This window comes from Chimaeribacter californicus (assembly GCF_002858675.1).
GTDB classification, from domain to species: Bacteria; Pseudomonadota; Gammaproteobacteria; order Enterobacterales; family Enterobacteriaceae; genus Chimaeribacter; species Chimaeribacter californicus.
On record NZ_PJZF01000008.1, the window covers coordinates 1 to 18,259 of the forward strand.

18 protein-coding genes and 2 tRNA genes are annotated in these 18,259 nt (G+C 54.3%); 9 read left to right on the forward strand and 11 right to left on the reverse strand.

From position 1 onward, the window contains the following. Positions 1–21 precede the first annotated feature (21 nt). Positions 22–98, forward strand: a tRNA-Asp gene (locus CYR55_RS10840). A 210-nt stretch (positions 99–308) separates the two neighbouring features. Here CYR55_RS10840 and CYR55_RS10845 read toward each other — a convergent pair. Further along, the gene (locus tag CYR55_RS10845) at positions 309–1,475 is read right to left on the reverse strand and encodes an oligogalacturonate lyase family protein (RefSeq protein WP_101816166.1); all 1,167 of its coding nucleotides are present in this window, start codon (positions 1,473–1,475) and stop codon (positions 309–311) included. Positions 1,476–1,646: 171 nt separating this feature from the next. Next, the gene (yafC, locus tag CYR55_RS10850; protein ID WP_101816167.1) at positions 1,647–2,558 is read right to left on the reverse strand and encodes a DNA-binding transcriptional regulator YafC; all 912 of its coding nucleotides are present in this window, start codon (positions 2,556–2,558) and stop codon (positions 1,647–1,649) included. 103 nt (positions 2,559–2,661) lie between these two features. On the opposite strand from yafC, the gene CYR55_RS10855 reads away from it, so the two are divergent. Next, a complete protein-coding gene (locus CYR55_RS10855; RefSeq protein WP_101816168.1) occupies positions 2,662–3,843 on the forward strand; it encodes an MFS transporter in 1,182 nt (393 codons plus the stop codon). A gap of 198 nt (positions 3,844–4,041) precedes the next feature. After that, on the forward strand, positions 4,042–4,827 hold the full coding sequence (locus CYR55_RS10860) for an endonuclease/exonuclease/phosphatase family protein (protein WP_101816169.1): 786 nt from the start codon (positions 4,042–4,044) through the stop codon (positions 4,825–4,827). A 103-nt stretch (positions 4,828–4,930) separates the two neighbouring features. Here the strand turns inward: CYR55_RS10860 and mltD are convergent, their stop codons facing one another. Together mltD and gloB are read right to left on the reverse strand one after the other, a co-directional pair. Then, a complete protein-coding gene (gene mltD / locus CYR55_RS10865; RefSeq protein ID WP_101816170.1) occupies positions 4,931–6,310 on the reverse strand; it encodes a murein transglycosylase D in 1,380 nt (459 codons plus the stop codon). Between the two features lie 70 nt (positions 6,311–6,380). Continuing rightward, positions 6,381–7,136 carry a hydroxyacylglutathione hydrolase gene (gene gloB / locus CYR55_RS10870; protein ID WP_101816171.1) on the reverse strand — a complete coding sequence of 252 codons (756 nt, stop codon included), beginning with the start codon at positions 7,134–7,136 and terminating at the stop codon, positions 6,381–6,383. Positions 7,137–7,178: 42 nt separating this feature from the next. On the opposite strand from gloB, the gene CYR55_RS10875 reads away from it, so the two are divergent. Next, positions 7,179–7,898: a methyltransferase domain-containing protein gene (locus CYR55_RS10875; RefSeq protein ID WP_101816172.1), complete on the forward strand. Its 720-nt coding sequence runs from the start codon at positions 7,179–7,181 to the stop codon at positions 7,896–7,898. On the opposite strand, the gene rnhA is transcribed toward CYR55_RS10875, so the two are convergent. After that, on the reverse strand, positions 7,895–8,359 hold the full coding sequence (rnhA, locus tag CYR55_RS10880) for a ribonuclease HI (RefSeq protein ID WP_101816173.1): 465 nt from the start codon (positions 8,357–8,359) through the stop codon (positions 7,895–7,897). The two genes, CYR55_RS10875 and rnhA, sit on opposite strands and share 4 nt — an antisense overlap. Before the next feature lie 55 nt (positions 8,360–8,414). On the opposite strand from rnhA, the gene dnaQ reads away from it, so the two are divergent. Further along, positions 8,415–9,146: a DNA polymerase III subunit epsilon gene (gene dnaQ, locus CYR55_RS10885; protein WP_101816174.1), complete on the forward strand. Its 732-nt coding sequence runs from the start codon at positions 8,415–8,417 to the stop codon at positions 9,144–9,146. 135 nt (positions 9,147–9,281) lie between these two features. Next, positions 9,282–9,358, forward strand: a tRNA-Asp gene (locus CYR55_RS10890). A gap of 62 nt (positions 9,359–9,420) precedes the next feature. Here CYR55_RS10890 and CYR55_RS10895 read toward each other — a convergent pair. Continuing rightward, complete coding sequence (locus CYR55_RS10895; protein ID WP_101816175.1) at positions 9,421–10,935, reverse strand: NCS1 family nucleobase:cation symporter-1; 1,515 nt, start codon at positions 10,933–10,935, stop codon at positions 9,421–9,423. A 197-nt stretch (positions 10,936–11,132) separates the two neighbouring features. On the opposite strand from CYR55_RS10895, the gene CYR55_RS10900 reads away from it, so the two are divergent. The 3 genes from CYR55_RS10900 to puuE are packed head-to-tail and all read left to right on the forward strand — an operon-like array spanning position 11,133 to position 13,634. After that, a complete protein-coding gene (locus CYR55_RS10900) occupies positions 11,133–11,864 on the forward strand; it encodes a GntR family transcriptional regulator (protein ID WP_101816176.1) in 732 nt (243 codons plus the stop codon). A gap of 4 nt (positions 11,865–11,868) precedes the next feature. After that, on the forward strand, positions 11,869–12,615 hold the full coding sequence (locus CYR55_RS10905; RefSeq protein ID WP_101816177.1) for an aspartate/glutamate racemase family protein: 747 nt from the start codon (positions 11,869–11,871) through the stop codon (positions 12,613–12,615). A 41-nt stretch (positions 12,616–12,656) separates the two neighbouring features. Continuing rightward, entirely contained in the window at positions 12,657–13,634 is a 978-nt protein-coding gene (gene puuE / locus CYR55_RS10910; protein ID WP_175580800.1) for an allantoinase PuuE, read from the forward strand. A gap of 44 nt (positions 13,635–13,678) precedes the next feature. Here the strand turns inward: puuE and nrdF are convergent, their stop codons facing one another. The 5 genes from nrdF to CYR55_RS10935 all read right to left on the reverse strand — a co-directional run bounded on the left by nrdF (position 13,679) and on the right by CYR55_RS10935 (position 18,182). Next, positions 13,679–14,659, reverse strand: coding sequence for a class 1b ribonucleoside-diphosphate reductase subunit beta (gene nrdF / locus CYR55_RS10915; RefSeq protein ID WP_101816178.1), 981 nt, complete (start codon positions 14,657–14,659; stop codon positions 13,679–13,681). A 20-nt stretch (positions 14,660–14,679) separates the two neighbouring features. Then, entirely contained in the window at positions 14,680–16,830 is a 2,151-nt protein-coding gene (gene nrdE / locus CYR55_RS10920; RefSeq protein WP_101816179.1) for a class 1b ribonucleoside-diphosphate reductase subunit alpha, read from the reverse strand. Further along, complete coding sequence (gene nrdI / locus CYR55_RS10925; RefSeq protein WP_101816315.1) at positions 16,806–17,210, reverse strand: class Ib ribonucleoside-diphosphate reductase assembly flavoprotein NrdI; 405 nt, start codon at positions 17,208–17,210, stop codon at positions 16,806–16,808. Before nrdI ends, nrdE begins: the two co-directional genes overlap by 25 nt. A gap of 10 nt (positions 17,211–17,220) precedes the next feature. Continuing rightward, the gene (gene nrdH / locus CYR55_RS10930) at positions 17,221–17,451 is read right to left on the reverse strand and encodes a glutaredoxin-like protein NrdH (protein WP_101816180.1); all 231 of its coding nucleotides are present in this window, start codon (positions 17,449–17,451) and stop codon (positions 17,221–17,223) included. Positions 17,452–17,885: 434 nt separating this feature from the next. Beyond that, positions 17,886–18,182, reverse strand: coding sequence for an ElaB/YgaM/YqjD family protein (locus tag CYR55_RS10935; RefSeq protein ID WP_101816181.1), 297 nt, complete (start codon positions 18,180–18,182; stop codon positions 17,886–17,888). Positions 18,183–18,259 lie beyond the last annotated feature (77 nt).

An 18,259-nucleotide genomic window follows, 5' to 3' on the forward strand; every position in this document is an offset into this window, starting at 1 on the left:
TGTTAACGTAAAAGAATCGGTGGTGCGGTAGTTCAGTCGGTTAGAATACCGGCCTGTCACGCCGGGGGTCGCGGGTTCGAGTCCCGTCCGCACCGCCACTTATTGCATAAGCCCTGAGCATTAGCTCAGGGCTTTTTGCATTTTGTAAAATCAGTTTTTCCAAAAACGCGCTCACGTAATTTTCCTTTACAATATACTTTCTCTTTTGAATAGCTACAGTTTGAATAGTTTTAGCGTCAAACCAGGTACCTCAGCGGAAATATAAGCTGAAGGTACCGGCAGCCCTTAATTGACTAAGTACTCTTTTACTAAGTAAAAAGTGCATCAGGTAATGCGGCAAGGTAAATCGCAGGCTTTCCCTCGAAGTCAGAACTGAAAAGTATTTTTTTGTCGTCGGGGGTAAAAGAGGGGTGTGGATGAGTCACCTGGCGATCCCCATCCAGAACTTGCCATGAACTATTATGAGCGGCCACACGCGCATATTGTTTTTTATCAACATTAAACACATAGAGCCAGGGATCATTCTCAATGGTATAGCCACTGGCATCCTGCACATCTACCGGCGTACCTGCACCATCCCCGACTAACAACGTTCCGGTCTCATTACTCATGAGATGGGAGCAGGCCGGCATTGTCATTAGCACATCATTGCGATTACTTTCAGGATCATAGCGCCAAATTTGACGCGCTGCCTGATTTTTCAGGTATGAGACATAAATAAGTGCAGAGCCATCCGGTACCCAAAATTCATGCGTGCAGCTCTCTCCTTCTGCATGCTCTTTTACCTTACGTACGTTAGTACCGTCTTCATTAATTAACCACATCCGCGCATCGACCAAATCATGTGGGCCTTCATGGCAAAAGGCGACAGTATGATCATGATAGGGTCTGTATATCGGATGCCCCAGCCAAAGGTTATTTTCATGAATAACGTGTGACTGGCCGCTATTAAGATCGATACGTACTAACCGGCAATGCGGCTTATGGGTAAAGAAGGTGTGAAAGACTTTCCAGTCAGTGAGCGGCATCCAATCATTGCGATCAATCTCGATGCCTACCAGGCTGGTACATTCACTGTTTGCCACCCAAGTACCGTAACCGACCCACTGTTCCGGCACTTCATAAACACTTTCTTCATGAAGACTGCTCAAATCGACCCGTTGCAGATAACGCTCATTTTTTACGTAGTAGAGATAACGATCATCCTGCGACAAGAAACCACCGAACGTATTATCTCCCGATCCTTCTGTTAATTGAGTAGCCTTCTGTGTGGATAGATCTAACAAACAATAGTTTCGGTTGCCATCAAACTCTCCTGCAAATAACAGCTTATCGCCGCTCTGAGTAAAACATTTTTGGTAGAAATAATTGCGATGGCAGAGCACATCAGGCGGTGTCAGGCGAGTCACCTGTGTACCAGTACCTGCATCATGATAGGTATGAAAATCAAGCGTAATAAGAGAACCTTTAGCCATAGTACATTTCCTTATTTATCAGGCAGCACATACATAAATGCATCAGTTGGATGATTTTTTTGAAACGACGTTTCAATGTTAAGGAGATGATACTGGGTTATTCCAGGCTTGGGAGAGATTACATGTGAGTCTGTTAGGTTGTTCACAAACTTTTTGAACAGGTTTCTTTCTTCAACCAGGGATTGTTTGGCCTATACATGAGGGAAGATTTTCGGCCAAAAAGTCTATAAAACAACGGATGCGGCTGCTGACAGATTGATCGCTGTAATAGACAGCATGGATGGGGATCGCAACATGCAACAGATGATCCTGCAGGATCTCTACAAGCCGGCCCTCATTCAGATCATCCTGGATCAGATAATCCGAAAGGCAGACAATGCCATTACCGTGCAGTGCCAATTGACGTAATGTCTCACCGTTATTTGCCGTCATAGAGGGGGTAACTTCAACTTGCTGCCCATCACGATACAACAACGGCCAGCGATTGAGAGCAACGACTTCATTGAAGCCCAGACAGTAATGCTGTTGTAAATCGTCAGGGATCGCCGGTGTACCATGACGGCCCAGATAATCAGGCGATGCCACAATACGACGGTAAGAGACCATCAATTTACGGGCGCGCAGGCTGGAGTCACCGAGCTCACCGAAACGGATAGCAATATCGACTTTACGTTCAATCAGGTTGATATAACTTTCAGACGCCACCAGGGATAATTCAATCTGTGGATAGCGTTGAGTAAAGGCGCTGACTAATGGTGTCACCATATGCAAGATAACGGGCGTAGCTGCGTCTACTCGCAGTAACCCTTGAGGCGCCTCACGGTTATCCAACAGTTCATTTTCTGCAGCAGCCATGTCATGCAGTACCCGCTGCACTCGCCGGAAATAGATTTCTCCTTCATGTGTCATGCTGATCTGGCGGGTCGTACGATTAAGTAAGGTTACGCCCAGCTTTTGTTCAAGGCGTTTAACCATACGGCTGACTACAGAATTATCCTGTTCGAGCTGAGACGCTGCCTTACTGAAGCTGCCGCATTCTACCACGGTGACAAAGGTAATAAGTTCATCTGATGTTGCACGCATTATTGTTATCCATGCAGGAATAAATTGCTATTTCGGTAATTTAAGTCATTTAAGCATAGTCAGATAATGGCCGCCATCATGTGAGTCTTATCTGGAGTTTATTATGCCACTTGCGTTACTGGCGCTGACTATCAGCGCTTTTGCTATAGGAACAACAGAGTTTGTCATTGTTGGACTTATTCCGACCATTGCCGCGCAGCTACATGTCACTGTACCTTCTGCCGGGTTGTTAGTGTCTATTTATGCAGTAGGTGTGGCGATAGGTGCCCCGGTTCTGACTGCCTTGACCAGCCGGATACCGCGGAAAATGCTGCTGGTCGGTTTAATGCTGCTGTTTACATTGGGGAATTTATTAGCGTGGCAGGCACCCGATTACACGACATTGGTTATTGCACGGTTAGTCACCGGGCTGTCGCACGGCGTTTTCTTCTCCATCGGTTCAACCATCGCTACCAGCCTGGTAAGCAAAGAAAAAGCAGCTTCTGCTATCGCGATAATGTTTGGCGGGTTAACAATTGCACTTGTTACAGGAGTACCTTTAGGCACCTTTATTGGCCAACATTTTGGCTGGCGGGAGGCATTTCTGGCTGTCTCCTGTATTGGCCTCCTTGCCATGTTAGCCAGCCTGGTTTTACTCCCTGGCTCACTTAAAAACAAACAATCTGCCCCGCTAATTCAGCAACTGCAGGTATTAACCCATCCTCACTTGTTGTTGATTTATGCCATTACTGCCCTGGGGTATGGTGGAGTATTTACGACCTTCACGTTTCTGGCCCCTATGATGCAGCAACAGGCCGGGTTCTCTGCCTCTGCAGTCAGCTGGATTCTGCTGGCTTACGGTATTTCAGTCGCAATTGGCAATATCTGGGGAGGTAGGCTGGCCGATCGCTACGGTGCTGTTCGGGCATTAACGTTAATTTTTGCTGCTCTGGCAATTCTGCTGCTGATTTTCCAGTTTGCGGCCAGCCATAGCATCCTGGCATTGATGACGCTTTTAGTAATGGGCGTATTTGCCTTTGGTAATGTCCCGGCACTGCAAGTGTATGTGGTACAAAAAGCGGAACACTATACGCCAGATGCGGTTGATATCGCCTCCGGGTTAAACATTGCAGCCTTTAATGCCGGTATTGCTTTAGGCTCATTGATTGGTGGGCAAACGGTCTCCAGGCTAGGTCTGGCGCAAACGCCCTGGATTGGCAGCATCATTGTGCTCTCTGCCTTATTGCTGGTAGGAGTCAGCGGCTATCTGGACAGAAAAAAAACTGCAGTGCTGCCTGCCACGTGATCGTCCCGGCCTGTATACGCGGGCAGGTTACGGTAGGTTGGCCTGCCTATACCCACTATGCGACATGCTGGCCGGGCGAGTTGCTCTCATCTCTGAAACTGATTTTTCCTATGCTTACTCTGCGCGTATACTCATTCTTATGTTGCTGGCATGGCTGTCAGGCTGGCAGCCTCATTACATAAGGGAGAAGGCTTCAGCGTGCCGAAGAAAACATATGCGATGAGATATGTTGCCGGACAACCAGTTGAGCGAATCTTTCCTGGTGCGGTAGCGCAATTGGGGCAGGCCTTGCCGCCTGGTGAGGCGTTGCCGAACTCAGATGTTCTGCGTGTCATGGTATGGAATATTTTCAAGCAGCAGCGTGCTGAATGGCTTTCAGTGCTGAAAAGCTTTGGGAAAGATACGCAGTTGGTCTTGTTGCAAGAAGCGCAGACCACCCCAGAGCTGATTAAATTTGCCACCTCACACTATCTGGCGGCTGATCAGGTACCGGCGATTGTGCTGCCGCAGCACCCTTCTGGGGTGATGACGCTGGCAGCCGCTCACCCAGTCTATTGTTGTCCGCTACGTGAACGTGAGCCCCTGTTGCGGTTGTCTAAATCAGCGCTGGTTACTGTCTATCCGCTGACCAACGGTGAGTTGGTGATGGTTGTGAATATTCACGCAGTTAACTTCAGCCTTGGGGTAGATGTTTACAGCAAGCAACTTGACCCAATTGGGGAGCAGATTGCTTCTCACACCGGGCCGGTGATTATGGCAGGCGATTTTAATGCCTGGAGCCGGCAACGCATGAATGCACTGTTTAACTTTGCCCGACGGTCTGGCCTGAAAGAAGTTAATTTTACCGATGATCATCGGCGCCGGACCTTTGGCAAAGCGCTTGATTTTGTTTTTTATCGGGGACTGACGGTCTCTGCTGCAACAGTGTTGGTCACGCAGGCATCCGATCATAACCCGCTGCTGGTCGAATTTCTTCCCCGCTAAAAGCCGGCAGGGCAGGGGAACAGGCAATAAAAAAGCATCCCGAAGGATGCTTTTTTTATAAAACAGAACATGTACTGGCAGAGCAAAAATTATTGTTACCGGTTCAGGTATCAGGCGTCAGCTTGTTGTTAACAAACAACGTTAGCTTGTCGCCGGGTTGCAGGTTATTCGACGCTGAATTCCACCGCATCACATCACTGATATTGACGCCATGACGACGGGCAATACTGGCCAGTGAATCCCCTTTACGAACCTGATACGTGATGCTGTTGGCTGCCGTAGTACCGGTTGACGTGCTGTCCGCAGTTTGCAGGTTTTGGCCTACTTTGACCGTACTCGAACGGCCTAAGTTGTTCCAACGTTGCAAATCGCTGGTTTTCACATTCAACCGGGTAGCGATAGCTGACAGCGTATCACCCGGGCGCACTGTATAACTGGAACCGGAAGCCGCACTGTTTTTTGCCAGTTTCGTCTCTACTGCAGCGATGTCGCTGTCCGCAAGAGAGTCCTTCAACTGATCAGCATGGGCTTTCGGTACCAAAATATAGTGCGGCCCATTCGGGGCTGTAACACCCTGTTTGTAACCCGTATTAAAGGATTTCAGCTTTGTTAACGACATGCCCGCCATCTCGGCTGCCTGTGTCAACTGCATCTGCTGACCGATTTCAACGCGCGCCAGAGCCCGGCTTTCGTTGGTTTTCGGCAAGCGAATCCCATATTGTTTGCTATGCTTAAGAATATCGCTAAGCGCCAACATCTTTGGAACATAAATTGACGTCTCACGCGGAAGCGCCAATGCCCAGAAGTCTATCGGACGGCCTTTAGCTTTATTCGCTTTAATCGCTTGTAAGACGCGACCTTCACCGCTGTTGTACGCGGCGACGGTCAGTAACCAGTCGCCATCGAACATGCGGTTCAGGCGTTGCATCATATCAAGCGCAGCGGTTGTCGAAGCCACCACATCGCGGCGACCATCGTACCATTGGTTCTGTTTCAGACCATATGTGCGACCCGTGCTCGGTACAATCTGCCAAAGCCCTGCGGCATTAGCAGCTGACGTTGCTTTGGGGTCAAAAGCGCTCTCCACTATGGGTAGCAGTACCAGTTCCATCGGCATCTTACGTTGTTTAATCTGCTCGACAATCCAGTACATGTACGGCTCTGCCCGTAATGTTACATCGTGGAGATAGCTCTTCTGTTTTAAGTAACGCTTTTTTTGTTCACGGATCCGGGAATTTTCCGGAACCTCCATCTTCAGCTCGTCGCTAATGAAGTTCCACAAGTCTTCTTGCTGCGCGAGGTTGTCGTTGTTGTCCAACCATCGCGCCGTGGTCTCTCGACCAGCCCCTGTGTACTCTCCTGCTTCACTTTGACCTGCCGAAGACAAACTCTGTGCGTGCTGTAACGGTGGTGTTGCGTCATGCCTTGACGCCTGACAACCGACCAGCAACACGGAGGCGAGTAATATCGCTTTAGCCTTCATGTGTGTGTCAATAGTTGCTTAAAAGACGACCGATAATACTTTGCTTCGCCAAACAACACAAGAAAAAGGTTTAATAAGTGTCTTTCCGCTCACGTAAACGCGCAAAAACCTGCCAAGGCTCACTAACAGGTAAGACAAATCCTAATTTCTTTTGTAAATCAGCATCATGGCAACGTAAAAATACGTTAATTTTGTGCTCTTTTTCTAGGGTTGTAGGCACACTTGGCACCCCCTTTTTACGCATTTCTTGCACTTGTTGCTCATATGTTTCTATATCGCGATCCTGCGGTAAAATTGAGCGGGCAAACTTAAGATTTGCGAGGGTATACTCATGCGCACAGCATACCAGGGTATCTTCTGGTAAAGCGGTTAACTGTTGAAACGACTGATACATTTGGCGCGCTGTCCCTTCAAATAATCTTCCGCAACCCCCTGAAAACATCGTGTCACCACAGAAAAGATAAGGTGCACTGTAGTAAGCGATATGGCCGGATGTATGCCCAGGGACATCGAAAATGCGGTAATTTTGCTGCCCTAAGGTAATCTCATCACCCTGTTTCAGAGTAATCTGACGAAATTTTGCGGCAGTTTCCTGCGGGCCATAGAGCGCAACCTGCGGATAATGCTGCAAAATTTCATTCACGCCACCCACATGATCGTGGTGGTGGTGAGTCAGCAAAATGGCCGTAGGGGTCAGATTATGGTGATTCAATGCTGCCAGTACGGGCGCAGCCTCACCGGGATCGACGATAATGACAGTACCTTGCTGGTCATCCAGCAACCAAATGTAGTTATCCTGCAGGGCAGGAATGCTGATAAGATTCATTGATTACCTCGTTGGCAAACGGTTGAAAGAAGATACTAAACCATGCAATCTGCGCACCCGTCCAATATTCTGAGCATGCCGCGCGCCTGGGGGGATCTTCCCCGCGGGGAGGCGTGGCGTGTTGCGCTGGAGCAGCAGTTGCAACCGTGGTGGCCGAAAATGTATGGCTACCATCTGTTGAAAATCGGCAATCTCAGCGCTGAGATCAACAGCGAAAAGTGCCCCATTTCCCATCAGGTCAATGTCGGGCCGCAGGGCGAAGGCCTTCAGGTTATCGCCGACCCCTACCTGTTACCCTTCGCGGAAAAGTCAGTGGATGCCTGCCTGATTGCCCATACTTTAGCCTATGCCCAGGATCCGCACCGCATTTTGCGTGAAGTGGACAGGGTATTAATCGATGACGGCTGGCTGGTGATGACCAACTTTAACCTGTTGAGTCTGTTAGGAATGGGCAAACTGCTGCCGGTGCTGCGCCACCGTCCGCCGTTCAGCGGGCAGATGTTCACGCAGATGCGCTTGTTGGACTGGCTGGGGCTGCTTAATTATGAGGTGATGTATCAATCACGCATGCAGGTACTGCCTTGGTGCGGGCAGGGAGGAAAAATGCTGAGCACTCACCTGCCGGCATTGGGGTGTCTAGGGGTGATGGTGGCTCGTAAACGCACGCTGCCGCTGACGCCGACGGCTAAAAAAGTCAGGCTGCGCAAGCCCAGCCTGAGCCGGGCGGTAGGCGCAACGAAAAGCTATCGCGACGTGCCCTAGGCAGGCTGGTAGCCGATATCTTCAAAGGCGGGAGCATTGGCCGCCGCCCGCGCCAGCTCATCACAGCGCTCATTCTCCGGGTGGCCGGCGTGCCCTTTGACCCATTCCCAGGTAATACGGTGATGAGCGATGGCCGTATCCAGACGCTGCCAGAGATCGACATTTTTTACCGCTTTCTTGTCAGCGGTTTTCCAGCCACGCTTTTTCCAGTTGTGGATCCAGCTGGTAATGCCCTGACGCACATACTGGCTGTCAGTGCTCAGCACCACCTCACACGGCGAGGTCAGCGCCTCAAGGGCGACAATGGCCGCCATCAGTTCCATCCGGTTATTGGTGGTCAGGCGATAGCCTGCGCTGAAACATTTTTCGTGCTGCTTGTAGCGCAAAATTGCGCCATAACCACCGGGGCCGGGGTTGCCGAGGCAAGATCCGTCGGTGAAAATTTCTACCTGTTTACTCATCTCTGGTAGACTCTTCCATCAATTTTAAACGCCAAGTCTGACATAAACGAGCGCTATGAGCACTGCAATTACACGACAGATTGTTATGGATACGGAAACCACTGGCATGAACAAGCTGGGGGTACATTACGAAGGACACCGTATTATTGAGATCGGTGCGGTTGAAGTGATCAACCGCCGCCTGACCGGCCGCAACTTTCACGTTTATGTGAAGCCTGACCGGCTGGTGGACCCGGAAGCCTACGGCGTGCACGGGATCAGTGACGAGTTCCTGGCCGACAAACCCACCTTTGCTGACGTGGCGGATGAGTTCCTCGATTTCATCCGCGGCGGCGAGCTGGTGATCCATAACGCCTCGTTCGACATCGGCTTTATGGATTATGAATTCGGTATGTTGAAGCGCGGCATCCCGAAAACTGACACCTTCTGTACCATCACTGACAGCCTGCTGATGGCGCGCAAGCTCTTTCCCGGCAAGCGCAATAACCTTGATGCCCTGTGCGATCGTTACCAGATAGACAACACCAAACGTACGTTGCACGGCGCACTGCTCGACTCCGAAATCCTGGCGGAAGTCTACCTGGCGATGACCGGCGGGCAGACGTCGCTCTCGTTTTCCCTGGAAAGCGATCGTCAGCAGCAGAATCAGGAACAGGGCATTCAACGGATTACCCGGCCGAGCAGTGGCCTGAAAGTGGTCTATGCCAGTGATGACGAAGTGGCGACCCATGAATCGCGTCTGGATCTGGTGATGAAGAAGGGCGGCAGTTGCCTGTGGCGTGGTTGATTTCTCCGCAGTCCGCACAAGAAACGCGCCATACGAAGAAAAACTGTGCAAACGAATAGTTTTAAAAGAAAAAGCATTGACGGGCAGGCGGTGTGGCCTTAATATCCGCCTCGTTCTTAACCGGAACAACAGCGCGGTGCGGTAGTTCAGTCGGTTAGAATACCGGCCTGTCACGCCGGGGGTCGCGGGTTCGAGTCCCGTCCGCACCGCCAACATTCAGAAGCCCTGAGTTAGCAATAACTCAGGGCTTCGTCATTTCTGCTTTTCAGAAATTTTAGCGTGATTCTTTGCTCATCCCGGCCGGGCTGTACATGGCGTCCGTGCTTTTCACCCGGTCATGGCGCGCGATAAACCGGTACGCCCCACCGCCCAGCAGCACCCCGATAAACCAGCTAAAGTTCGCCACCGCATGCAAGCCGGGGGTAAAGCTGATCAGCAGCCCAATCGCCACCGCCGGCAGCAGTGCCACAATCGCTTTCGGGTTGAAGCCGTTGCGGTACCAGTAGCGCCCGGAAGAGGTCGCATTGAACAGGTCATCGGTATGTACCCGGCCACGTTTAATCAGGTAAAAATCCACCACCAGAATACCGAACAGCGGCCCGATAAAGGCACCCAGCACATCCAGGGTGTAGTGAATCAACTCCGGGGACTGGAACAGATTCCACGGCGTCAGCAGCACCGAGCCGACGGCAGCGATCATCCCGCCAGTGCGGAAACTGATTTTCTGTGGCGCGCAGTTGGAGAAGTCAAACGCGGGTGACACAAAGTTAGCGACGATATTGATGCCGATGGTCGCCGTAATCATGGTCAGCAGGCCGATGGCCACCGCCACGCTGTTGCCGACCCGGCTGACTGTCTCGATAGGGTCGGTGATCATCTGGCCGAACAGGCTCTGCGTGCCGGAAACAATCACCACCGTCACAATAGAGAACAGCAGGAAGTTAAACGGCAGGCCCCAGCGGTTGCCGCGGCGAATCTCCTGCATATTCTTGCCGTAACGTGAAAAGTCGCCAAAATTAAGCAGCGGCCCGGAGAAGTAGGAGACCACCAGCGCCGTGGCCGTGATCATTTCCCAGGTCTGCTGGCCGGGTGTCAGCACTTTACTGGAGAGGGTAAAGGAGATGTTATCCAGCCCGGTCTTATACAGGATCCACCCGGCCAGCATCAGCATCACCACATAGACGGCCGGTCCGGCGATGTCGATAAAGCGTTTAATGGCATTCATCCCGTGCCAGAACACCATCGCCTGCAACACCCACATAATCCCAAAGCAGATCCAGCCAAGGGCGGAAAGCCCCAGCCAGTGGCTGTGGGTCAGCGATTCCAGCGACGGCACAAACTTCAGCAGCACCAGCATCAGGGCGTTGGCCGCCAGATAGGTCTGGATGCCATACCAGGCGAAGGCGATCAAACCCCGGATCACGGCCGGAATATTGGCCCCAAACACTCCGAATGCCTGACGGCAGATCACCGCATAAGGCACGCCGGCCATCTGGCTGGGCTTCGCCACCAGGTTAGCGCAGAGCTGCACAATACAGATCCCCACCAGCAGGCAGATCAGCACCTGCCAGCTTGATAACCCCAGCGTGAAGAAGCTGGCGGCCACCACATACCCGCCCATACTGTGTACATCAGACATCCAGAACGAAAAAATATTGTACCAACTCCAGCTCTGGTTTTTGGTTGGGGCCAGATCTTCATTACACAATTTCGGGCTGTAATGGGGTTTGATGCTGGCGGCGTTGGGCAGGCTATCTGCATTCGCAGCGGTGATTTCCGGATTTGGCATAAAACGTGCTCCTCTCTACAGGACAAGCCATCATTTATTGGCGTCAGGTGCAGCGCACCCTGGTTCAAACTGTCGTAAAGGCAGTGCAGGAATCAGGCCAGATTTCTTAGCCGGGACGGAGAAATGAGGTTTTCTTGTATACAAAATGGAAAATTCTTGTATACGATTTGATGCAATAAAGTATACGGAGTGGCGCTATGACGAGTTGGGACGGGCTGAATTCGACCTATTTTACGCTGGATAAGGACGATCACATTTTTAACGCGCTGGTGACGTCAATTGTTGAACATCAGCTGTTGCCGGGCAGCAAATTGCCGGAGGAGGCACTGGCCGAGGTATTTGGCGTCAGCCGCACCGGCATCCGCCGGGTATTACAACGCCTTGCTGCAGTGCAATTAATCACCCTGACGCCCAAACGCGGTGCACAGGTCGCGACACCCAGCGCTGATGCCTCGCGCGATCTGTTTGCCACCCGAAGGATGCTGGAGTGTGCCAACCTGCCGACGGTGGTGGCGCATTGTCAGCCGCCGCATCTGGCCGCCATGAAGAACATCGTCAGCGACGAGCAGCAGGCGCACGCTGCCCACGACGGTGCGGCGGCCATCCGGCTCTCTGCCGCGTTTCACGTTCAGCTACAGGCGATTTCCGGCAATGCGGTGCTGACGGAACTGGTATCGCAGCTGACCCTGCGATCCTCGCTGGTGGTCGCGGCCTGGGGGGCGCCGTGGCAGCAGGGCTGCCGCTGCCATGACCATGATGAACTGCTGGCGCTGCTGAAAAAGCGCGACACCGCCGCGCTGACGGCCCATATGCACCGCCACTTTGACGCCATCCTCTCCAGCCTGCGCTTTGAGGCGGCGGAAGAAAAAGTGCCGGACTTCTCCCGTATCTTCGCGCCGTATGCTGCGGCCTTTAACAGTAAGGAGTGATCCCATGTCTCCCCGCCCGTTAATCCTCCAGGTGATCAACCCGAACACCAGCGAGGCGATGACCGCCACCATTGCCGCTGCGGCGCGCGTGGTGGCCGCCCCCGGCAACGAGATCCTGGCGGTCTGCCCACAGGAGGGCGCGCCCTCTATTGAAGGCCATTTTGATGAGGCGATCGCCACCCTCGGCGTGCTGGAGCAGGTCCGGCTTGGCCGGGAGACGGGCGTTGACGGCCATATCATCGCCTGTTTCGGCGATCCGGGCCTGCTGGCGGCGCGTGAACTGGCTACCGCCCCGGTGATCGGCATCGCGGAAGCGGCCATGCACCTCGCGACGCTGGTAGCGACCCGTTTTTCCGTTGTGACCACCTTGCCGCGCACGCTGGTGATCGCCCGCCATCTGCTGCACCAATACGGATTCGAGCGCCATTGCGCGGGGTTGCACGCCATTGACCTGCCGGTACTGGCGCTGGAGGACGGCAGCGGCCTCGCCCAGCAGCGGGTGCGTGAGCTGTGTATCGCGGCGCGTGACCAGGACGGCAGCGGGGCGGTGGTGCTGGGGTGCGGCGGTATGGCCGATCTGGCGCGGACGCTGACGGATGAGCTGGGCATTCCGGTGATCGACGGCGTCAGCGCGGCCGTGAAAATGGTGGAGGCGCTGGCGGCACTCGGGCTGCGCACCAGCAAACAGGGCGATCTCGCCTATCCGCTGGCGAAGCCGCTCTCCGGCCGCTTCCTCGGCCTGAATCAGTAACCCCCGGCGGCTTGCCGGTCGTGTCTTCACAAGGAAATGCTATGCATGACAACAGAATAGAGAGCAGCGCCATCGCCCGGCCGGATTACGGCTTTACCGAAAACTATCCGCGGGATCTGATCGGCTATGCCGGGCGTCCGCCCCATGCCAACTGGCCGGGCAACGCGCGCATTGCGGTACAGTTTGTGCTGAATTATGAGGAGGGCGGGGAGAATAACGTCCTGCACGGTGACGCCGGCTCGGAACAGTTTTTATCCGACATCATCGGTGCCGCCAGCTACCCGGATCGCCATATGTCGATGGATTCGCTGTACGAGTACGGCTCACGTGCCGGTTTCTGGCGTATTCACCATGAGTTCGCCCGCCGCGGGTTACCGCTGACCATTTTTGGCGTGGCGATGGCGCTGGCACGCAACCCGGCGATTGTCGAGGCGATCAAACAGGCGAATTATGATGTGGTCAGCCACGGCTGGCGCTGGATCCACTACCAGCAGATGGATGAAGCCACCGAGCGGCAGCATATGGAAAGGGCGGTGGCCGTTCTGCGCGATCTGTTCGGGCAGGCACCGTTGGGCTGGTACACCGGGCGCGACAGCCCGAACACCCGGCGGCTGGTGGCGGAGCACGGCGGCTTCCAGTATGACAGCGACTATTACGGCGACGATCTGCCGTTCTGGACGGAAGTCACGCTGGGCGACGGCACACGCAAACCGCACCTGATTATTCCTTATACGCTGGAGACGAACGACATGCGCTTCGCCTCCCCGCAGGGCTACAACACCGCTGAGCAGTTCTTTACCTACCTGAAAGACAGTTTTGATGTGCTGTATGCCGAGGGGGAAACGGCACCGAAAATGTTGTCGATTGGTATGCACTGCCGCCTGTTGGGGCGGCCGGGCAAATTCCGCGCGCTGCAACGTTTCCTGGATTATATCCAGCAGCATGAGCGGGTCTGGATCTGCCGCCGGCAGGAGATTGCCGATCACTGGCAGGCAGTACACCCCTATCCGGCAGCCTGAAAACGTTCATCCTGAAAATAAGCGGCCGCCATGGCCGCTCACTGTCAGAAATCCCAGTCCTCATCTTCGGTATTGACGGCTTTCCCAATCACATACGAGGAGCCGGAGCCGGAGAAGAAATCGTGGTTCTCATCGGCATTCGGGGAAAGTGCAGACAAGATCGCCGGGTTCACCTCAGCCATGGAGGCCGGGAACAGCGCCTCATAGCCGAGGTTCATCAGTGCTTTGTTGGCGTTGTAATGCAGGAATTTTTTCACATCTTCCGTCCAGCCCACGCCGTCATACAGGTCTTCGGTGTAACGCAGTTCATTCTCATAGAGATCCTGCAACAGATCGTAAGCCTGCGCCTTCACCTGGCGGCGGCGGGCCTCATCCACCTGTTGCAGGTTCTTCTGGAATTTATAGCCGATGTAATAACCGTGTACCGCCTCATCGCGGATGATCAGCCGGATCAGGTCGGCAGTGTTGGTCAGCTTAGCGCGGCTCGACCAGTACATCGGCAGGTAAAAGCCGGAGTAGAACAAAAACGACTCCAGGAACACGCTGGCGACCTTTTTCATCAGCGGGTCATTACCCCGGTAGTGCGCAAGCACAATCTCCGCCTTGTTCTGCAACAAAGGGTTCTGCTCGCTCCAGCGGAAGGCGTCGTCCACGTCCACCGTGGCGCAGAGCGTGGAGAAGATCGAACTGTAAGAGCGCGCATGCACTGCTTCCATAAAGCCGATATTGGCATACACCGACTCTTCATGCGGGGTAATGGCGTCCGCCATCAGCGTGGGCGCGCCGACCACATTCTGCACCGTGTCCAGCAGCGTCAGGCCGGTAAACACCCGGATGGTCAGCTGCTGCTCCTGCGGCGTCAGCGTGGCCCAGGAGGGAATATCGTTCGATAGCGGCACTTTTTCCGGCAGCCAGAAGTTGGCCGTCAGCCGGTTCCAGACTTCCAGATCCTTGTCGTCTTCAATCTGGTTCCAGTTAATCGCCTTGTGCACGCGGCGGGCGGCCATTTCAGGTAATGCACTCATGGGTATCCCTTTTTTTCTCGTCACAACGTGCAGGAAACACAGCCCTGCACCTCGGTGCCTTCCAGCGCCATCTGCCGCAGGCGGATGTAATAGATGGTTTTGATGCCCTTTTTCCAGGCGTAAATCTGCGCTTTATTGATGTCGCGGGTGGTGGCGGTGTCGCGGAAAAACAGCGTCAGCGACAACCCCTGGTCGACATGCTGCGTCGCCTCGGCGTAGGTATCGATGATCTTCTCCGGGCCGATTTCATAGGCATCCCGGTAGTATTCCAGGTTGTCATTGGTCATAAACGGCGCCGGGTAATAGACGCGGCCGATTTTGCCCTCTTTGCGGATCTCAATGCGCGACGCAATCGGGTGGATGCTGGAGGTCGAATTATTGATATAGGAGATGGAGCCGGTAGGCGGCACCGCCTGCAAATTCTGGTTATACAGCCCGTGCGCCATCACCGAGGCCTTCAGCGCCGCCCAGTCACTCACATCAGGAATGCGGATGCCTGCCTGGTCAAACAGCGCCTTCACGCGGGCGGTTTTCGGCTGCCAGCGCGGCTCGAGGTATTTATCGAAATAGCGGCCGCTGGCATACGCAGAGAGTTCAAACCCGTCAAAGCAGCTTTGCCGTTCTATCGCCAGCTGGTTAGAGGCGCGCACCGCGTGGTAAGCCACGGTATAGAAGTAGATGTTGGTGAAATCCAGCGCCTCGTCCGACCCATAATGGATGCGCTCGCGCGCCAGATAGCCGTGCAGGTTCATCTGGCCGAGGCCGATGGCGTGAGATCGCTGGTTGCCTTGGTCCACCGACGGCACCGAACGGATGTGGCTCATGTCTGACACCGCCGTCAGCGCGCGTACGGCGGTCTCCACCGTGGCACCGAAATCCGGCGCATCCATCGCCAGCGCAATATTCAGCGAGCCGAGGTTGCAGGAGATGTCTTTGCCGATCTGCGCATAAGAGAGATCCTCGTTATACGCGGTGGGCGCATTAACCTGCAAAATCTCTGAGCAGAGGTTGCTCATGTTGATGCGGCCGTGAATCGGGTTGGCGCGGTTGACCGTGTCCTCGAACATCATGTACGGGTAGCCGGATTCAAACTGGATCTCTGCCAGGATCTTGAAGAAGGCGCGCGCGTCGATCTTCTGCTTACGGATGCGCTTGTCCGCCACCATGTCGCGGTATTTTTCCGTGACCGACAGCTCGGAGAGCGGCACGCCATACACCTGTTGCACATCGTAAGGCGAGAACAGGTACATCGGCTCGTTATTCTTCGCCAGCTCAAAGGTGATGTCCGGGATCACCACCCCCAGCGACAGGGTTTTGATGCGGATCTTCTCATCGGCATTTTCACGCTTGGTGTCGAGGAACCGCAGGATGTCCGGGTGGTGGGCGTGCAGGTAAACTGCGCCCGCGCCCTGGCGCGCACCCAACTGGTTGGCATAGGAGAAGGCATCCTCCAGCATCTTCATGATCGGGATCACGCCGGAAGACTGGTTCTCAATGCGCTTAATCGGCGCGCCTGCCTCGCGGATGTTGGTCAGCAGAAAGGCCACGCCGCCGCCGCGTTTGGAGAGTTGCAGCGCGGAATTTACCGAACGGCCGATCGACTCCATGTTGTCTTCGATCCGCAGCAGGAAACAGGAGACCAGTTCGCCGCGCTGCTTTTTGCCGCTGTTGAGGAAGGTGGGCGTCGCGGGCTGGAAGCGGCCGCTGATCATCTCCTCCACCAGCCGCTGCGCCAGCCCGGTGTCACCGGCTGCCAGCGTCAGCGCCACCATGCAGACGCGGTCTTCATAGCGTTCCAGGTAACGTTTGCCGTCAAAGGTTTTCAGCGTATAGCTGGTGTAGTACTTAAACGCGCCAAGGAAGGTCTGGAAGCGGAACTTATGCGCGTAGGCCTGGCGGAACAGCTGTTTGATAAACGCCGGGGTGTACTGCGCCAGCACCTCCGCTTCGTAATAGGCTTCTTCCACCAGGTAGCGCAGCTTCTCCTCTAGGTTGTGGAAAAACACCGTGTTCTGGTTAACGTGCTGCAGAAAATAGTGGCGCGCCGCCAGCCGGTCTTGCTCAAACTGGATCTGCCCCTGCTCATCAAACAGGTTCAGCATCGCGTTCAGCGCATGGTAGTCCGGGCGCGCAAGCGCCGGCTCGGTTACTGCGAGGTCTGTCGCTGCCAAAATTCAGTCACTCCCTTCATGACGTTATCGACATCGCCCGGCGTACCGAGCAATTCAAAGCGGTAGAGCATGGGCACCTGACACTTTTGCGCCACGATCTGCCCGGCGATGCCGTAAGCGGCACCAAAGTTAGTATTCCCGGCCGCAATCACCCCGCGGATCAGCGCGCGGTTGTCCGGCTGGTTGAGAAAGCGGATCACCTGCGGCGGCACCGCACCGCTGACACTGCCGCCGCCATAGCTGGGCACCACCAGAATGTAAGGCTGCGCCACCCGTAAGGGGGTGCGATCCAGCGGAATGCGGATCGCCGGCAGCCCGAGCTTGCCGATAAAGCGGTGCGTGTTTTCCGAGCTGCTGGAGAAGTACACCAGCGGAGGCAGCAGGCTCACCTTAGTGCGCCGCTGCCAGTGTGCTGAGCAGGTCAGGGCGGAAACCAGACCAGTGCCGATCGCCTGCGACAATCACCGGCACCTGCTGATAGCCGAGGGATTTCACATGATTCAGGGCTGCGTCATCCGTGGTGAGATCGATAACCTGATAGGCGATACCCTGACGATCCAGGGCGCGGTAAGTCGCATTACACTGAACACAGTCCGGCTTGCTGTAAATAATAATGCTCATGATTCGCATTTCCCTTTGTGTGACTGAGAGGTGGACGTTATCCTGTCTGCCTTGCGTGATGCAGGGCAGCCAAAAAGGCGCTGACCGGTATCAGCCTCAGGCATGAAACCGTGCGCGTTGTTCTGAAGAAATACTAGATATTGATCTAAATTATTTCAACCACACAATATCTAGTGTCTGGTAAAAATGAGACGCCGGTAACGCGCCAACCCGCGGCACAGGCCGGGGTCAAGATGCAGAGAAAATATTTTTGCAGGCAGGAAACGCAGGCAAGAGGAATGCACAAAAGAAAAGCAAATCGCGCAGCGGGCAATGCCCGGCATAAAAGACGCGTCAGAAAGGTTATCAGGCAGGGATGTTAGCAGAGTCTGTGTGGGGCGAGCAGGGGGAGTGCGTCAGATCAGGCCGCCTGAGACGGCGGCCGATAATGCAGATTAACGGCGGGCCAGCAGGAAGCCGACCACCACCCCGACAGCGGCACCGATGCCGACACCCTGCCATGGGTTCGTTTTCACATAGCCCTTCGCTTTACCGGCAATTTCACGGGCACTTGGGGCATCATTAAGCCGTGCACGGCTGTTACGCAGCACATCTTCCGCCTTACTGCGGATCGCTTCCGCCGCGTCCTGACTGCGGTTACGTGACGATTGCAGCACCTCATCAAGGGTATCAGCCAGCAAGGTAACGTCCTGGTCGATTTCGCGTTCAACTTTCTCAGATTTTTTAAACATTTGCCTCTCCCTTTTGCATGATGTCCTTTAAGCATAGACCAAAATCACGCAGATACGGCAAATCCGCCTCTTCTGAC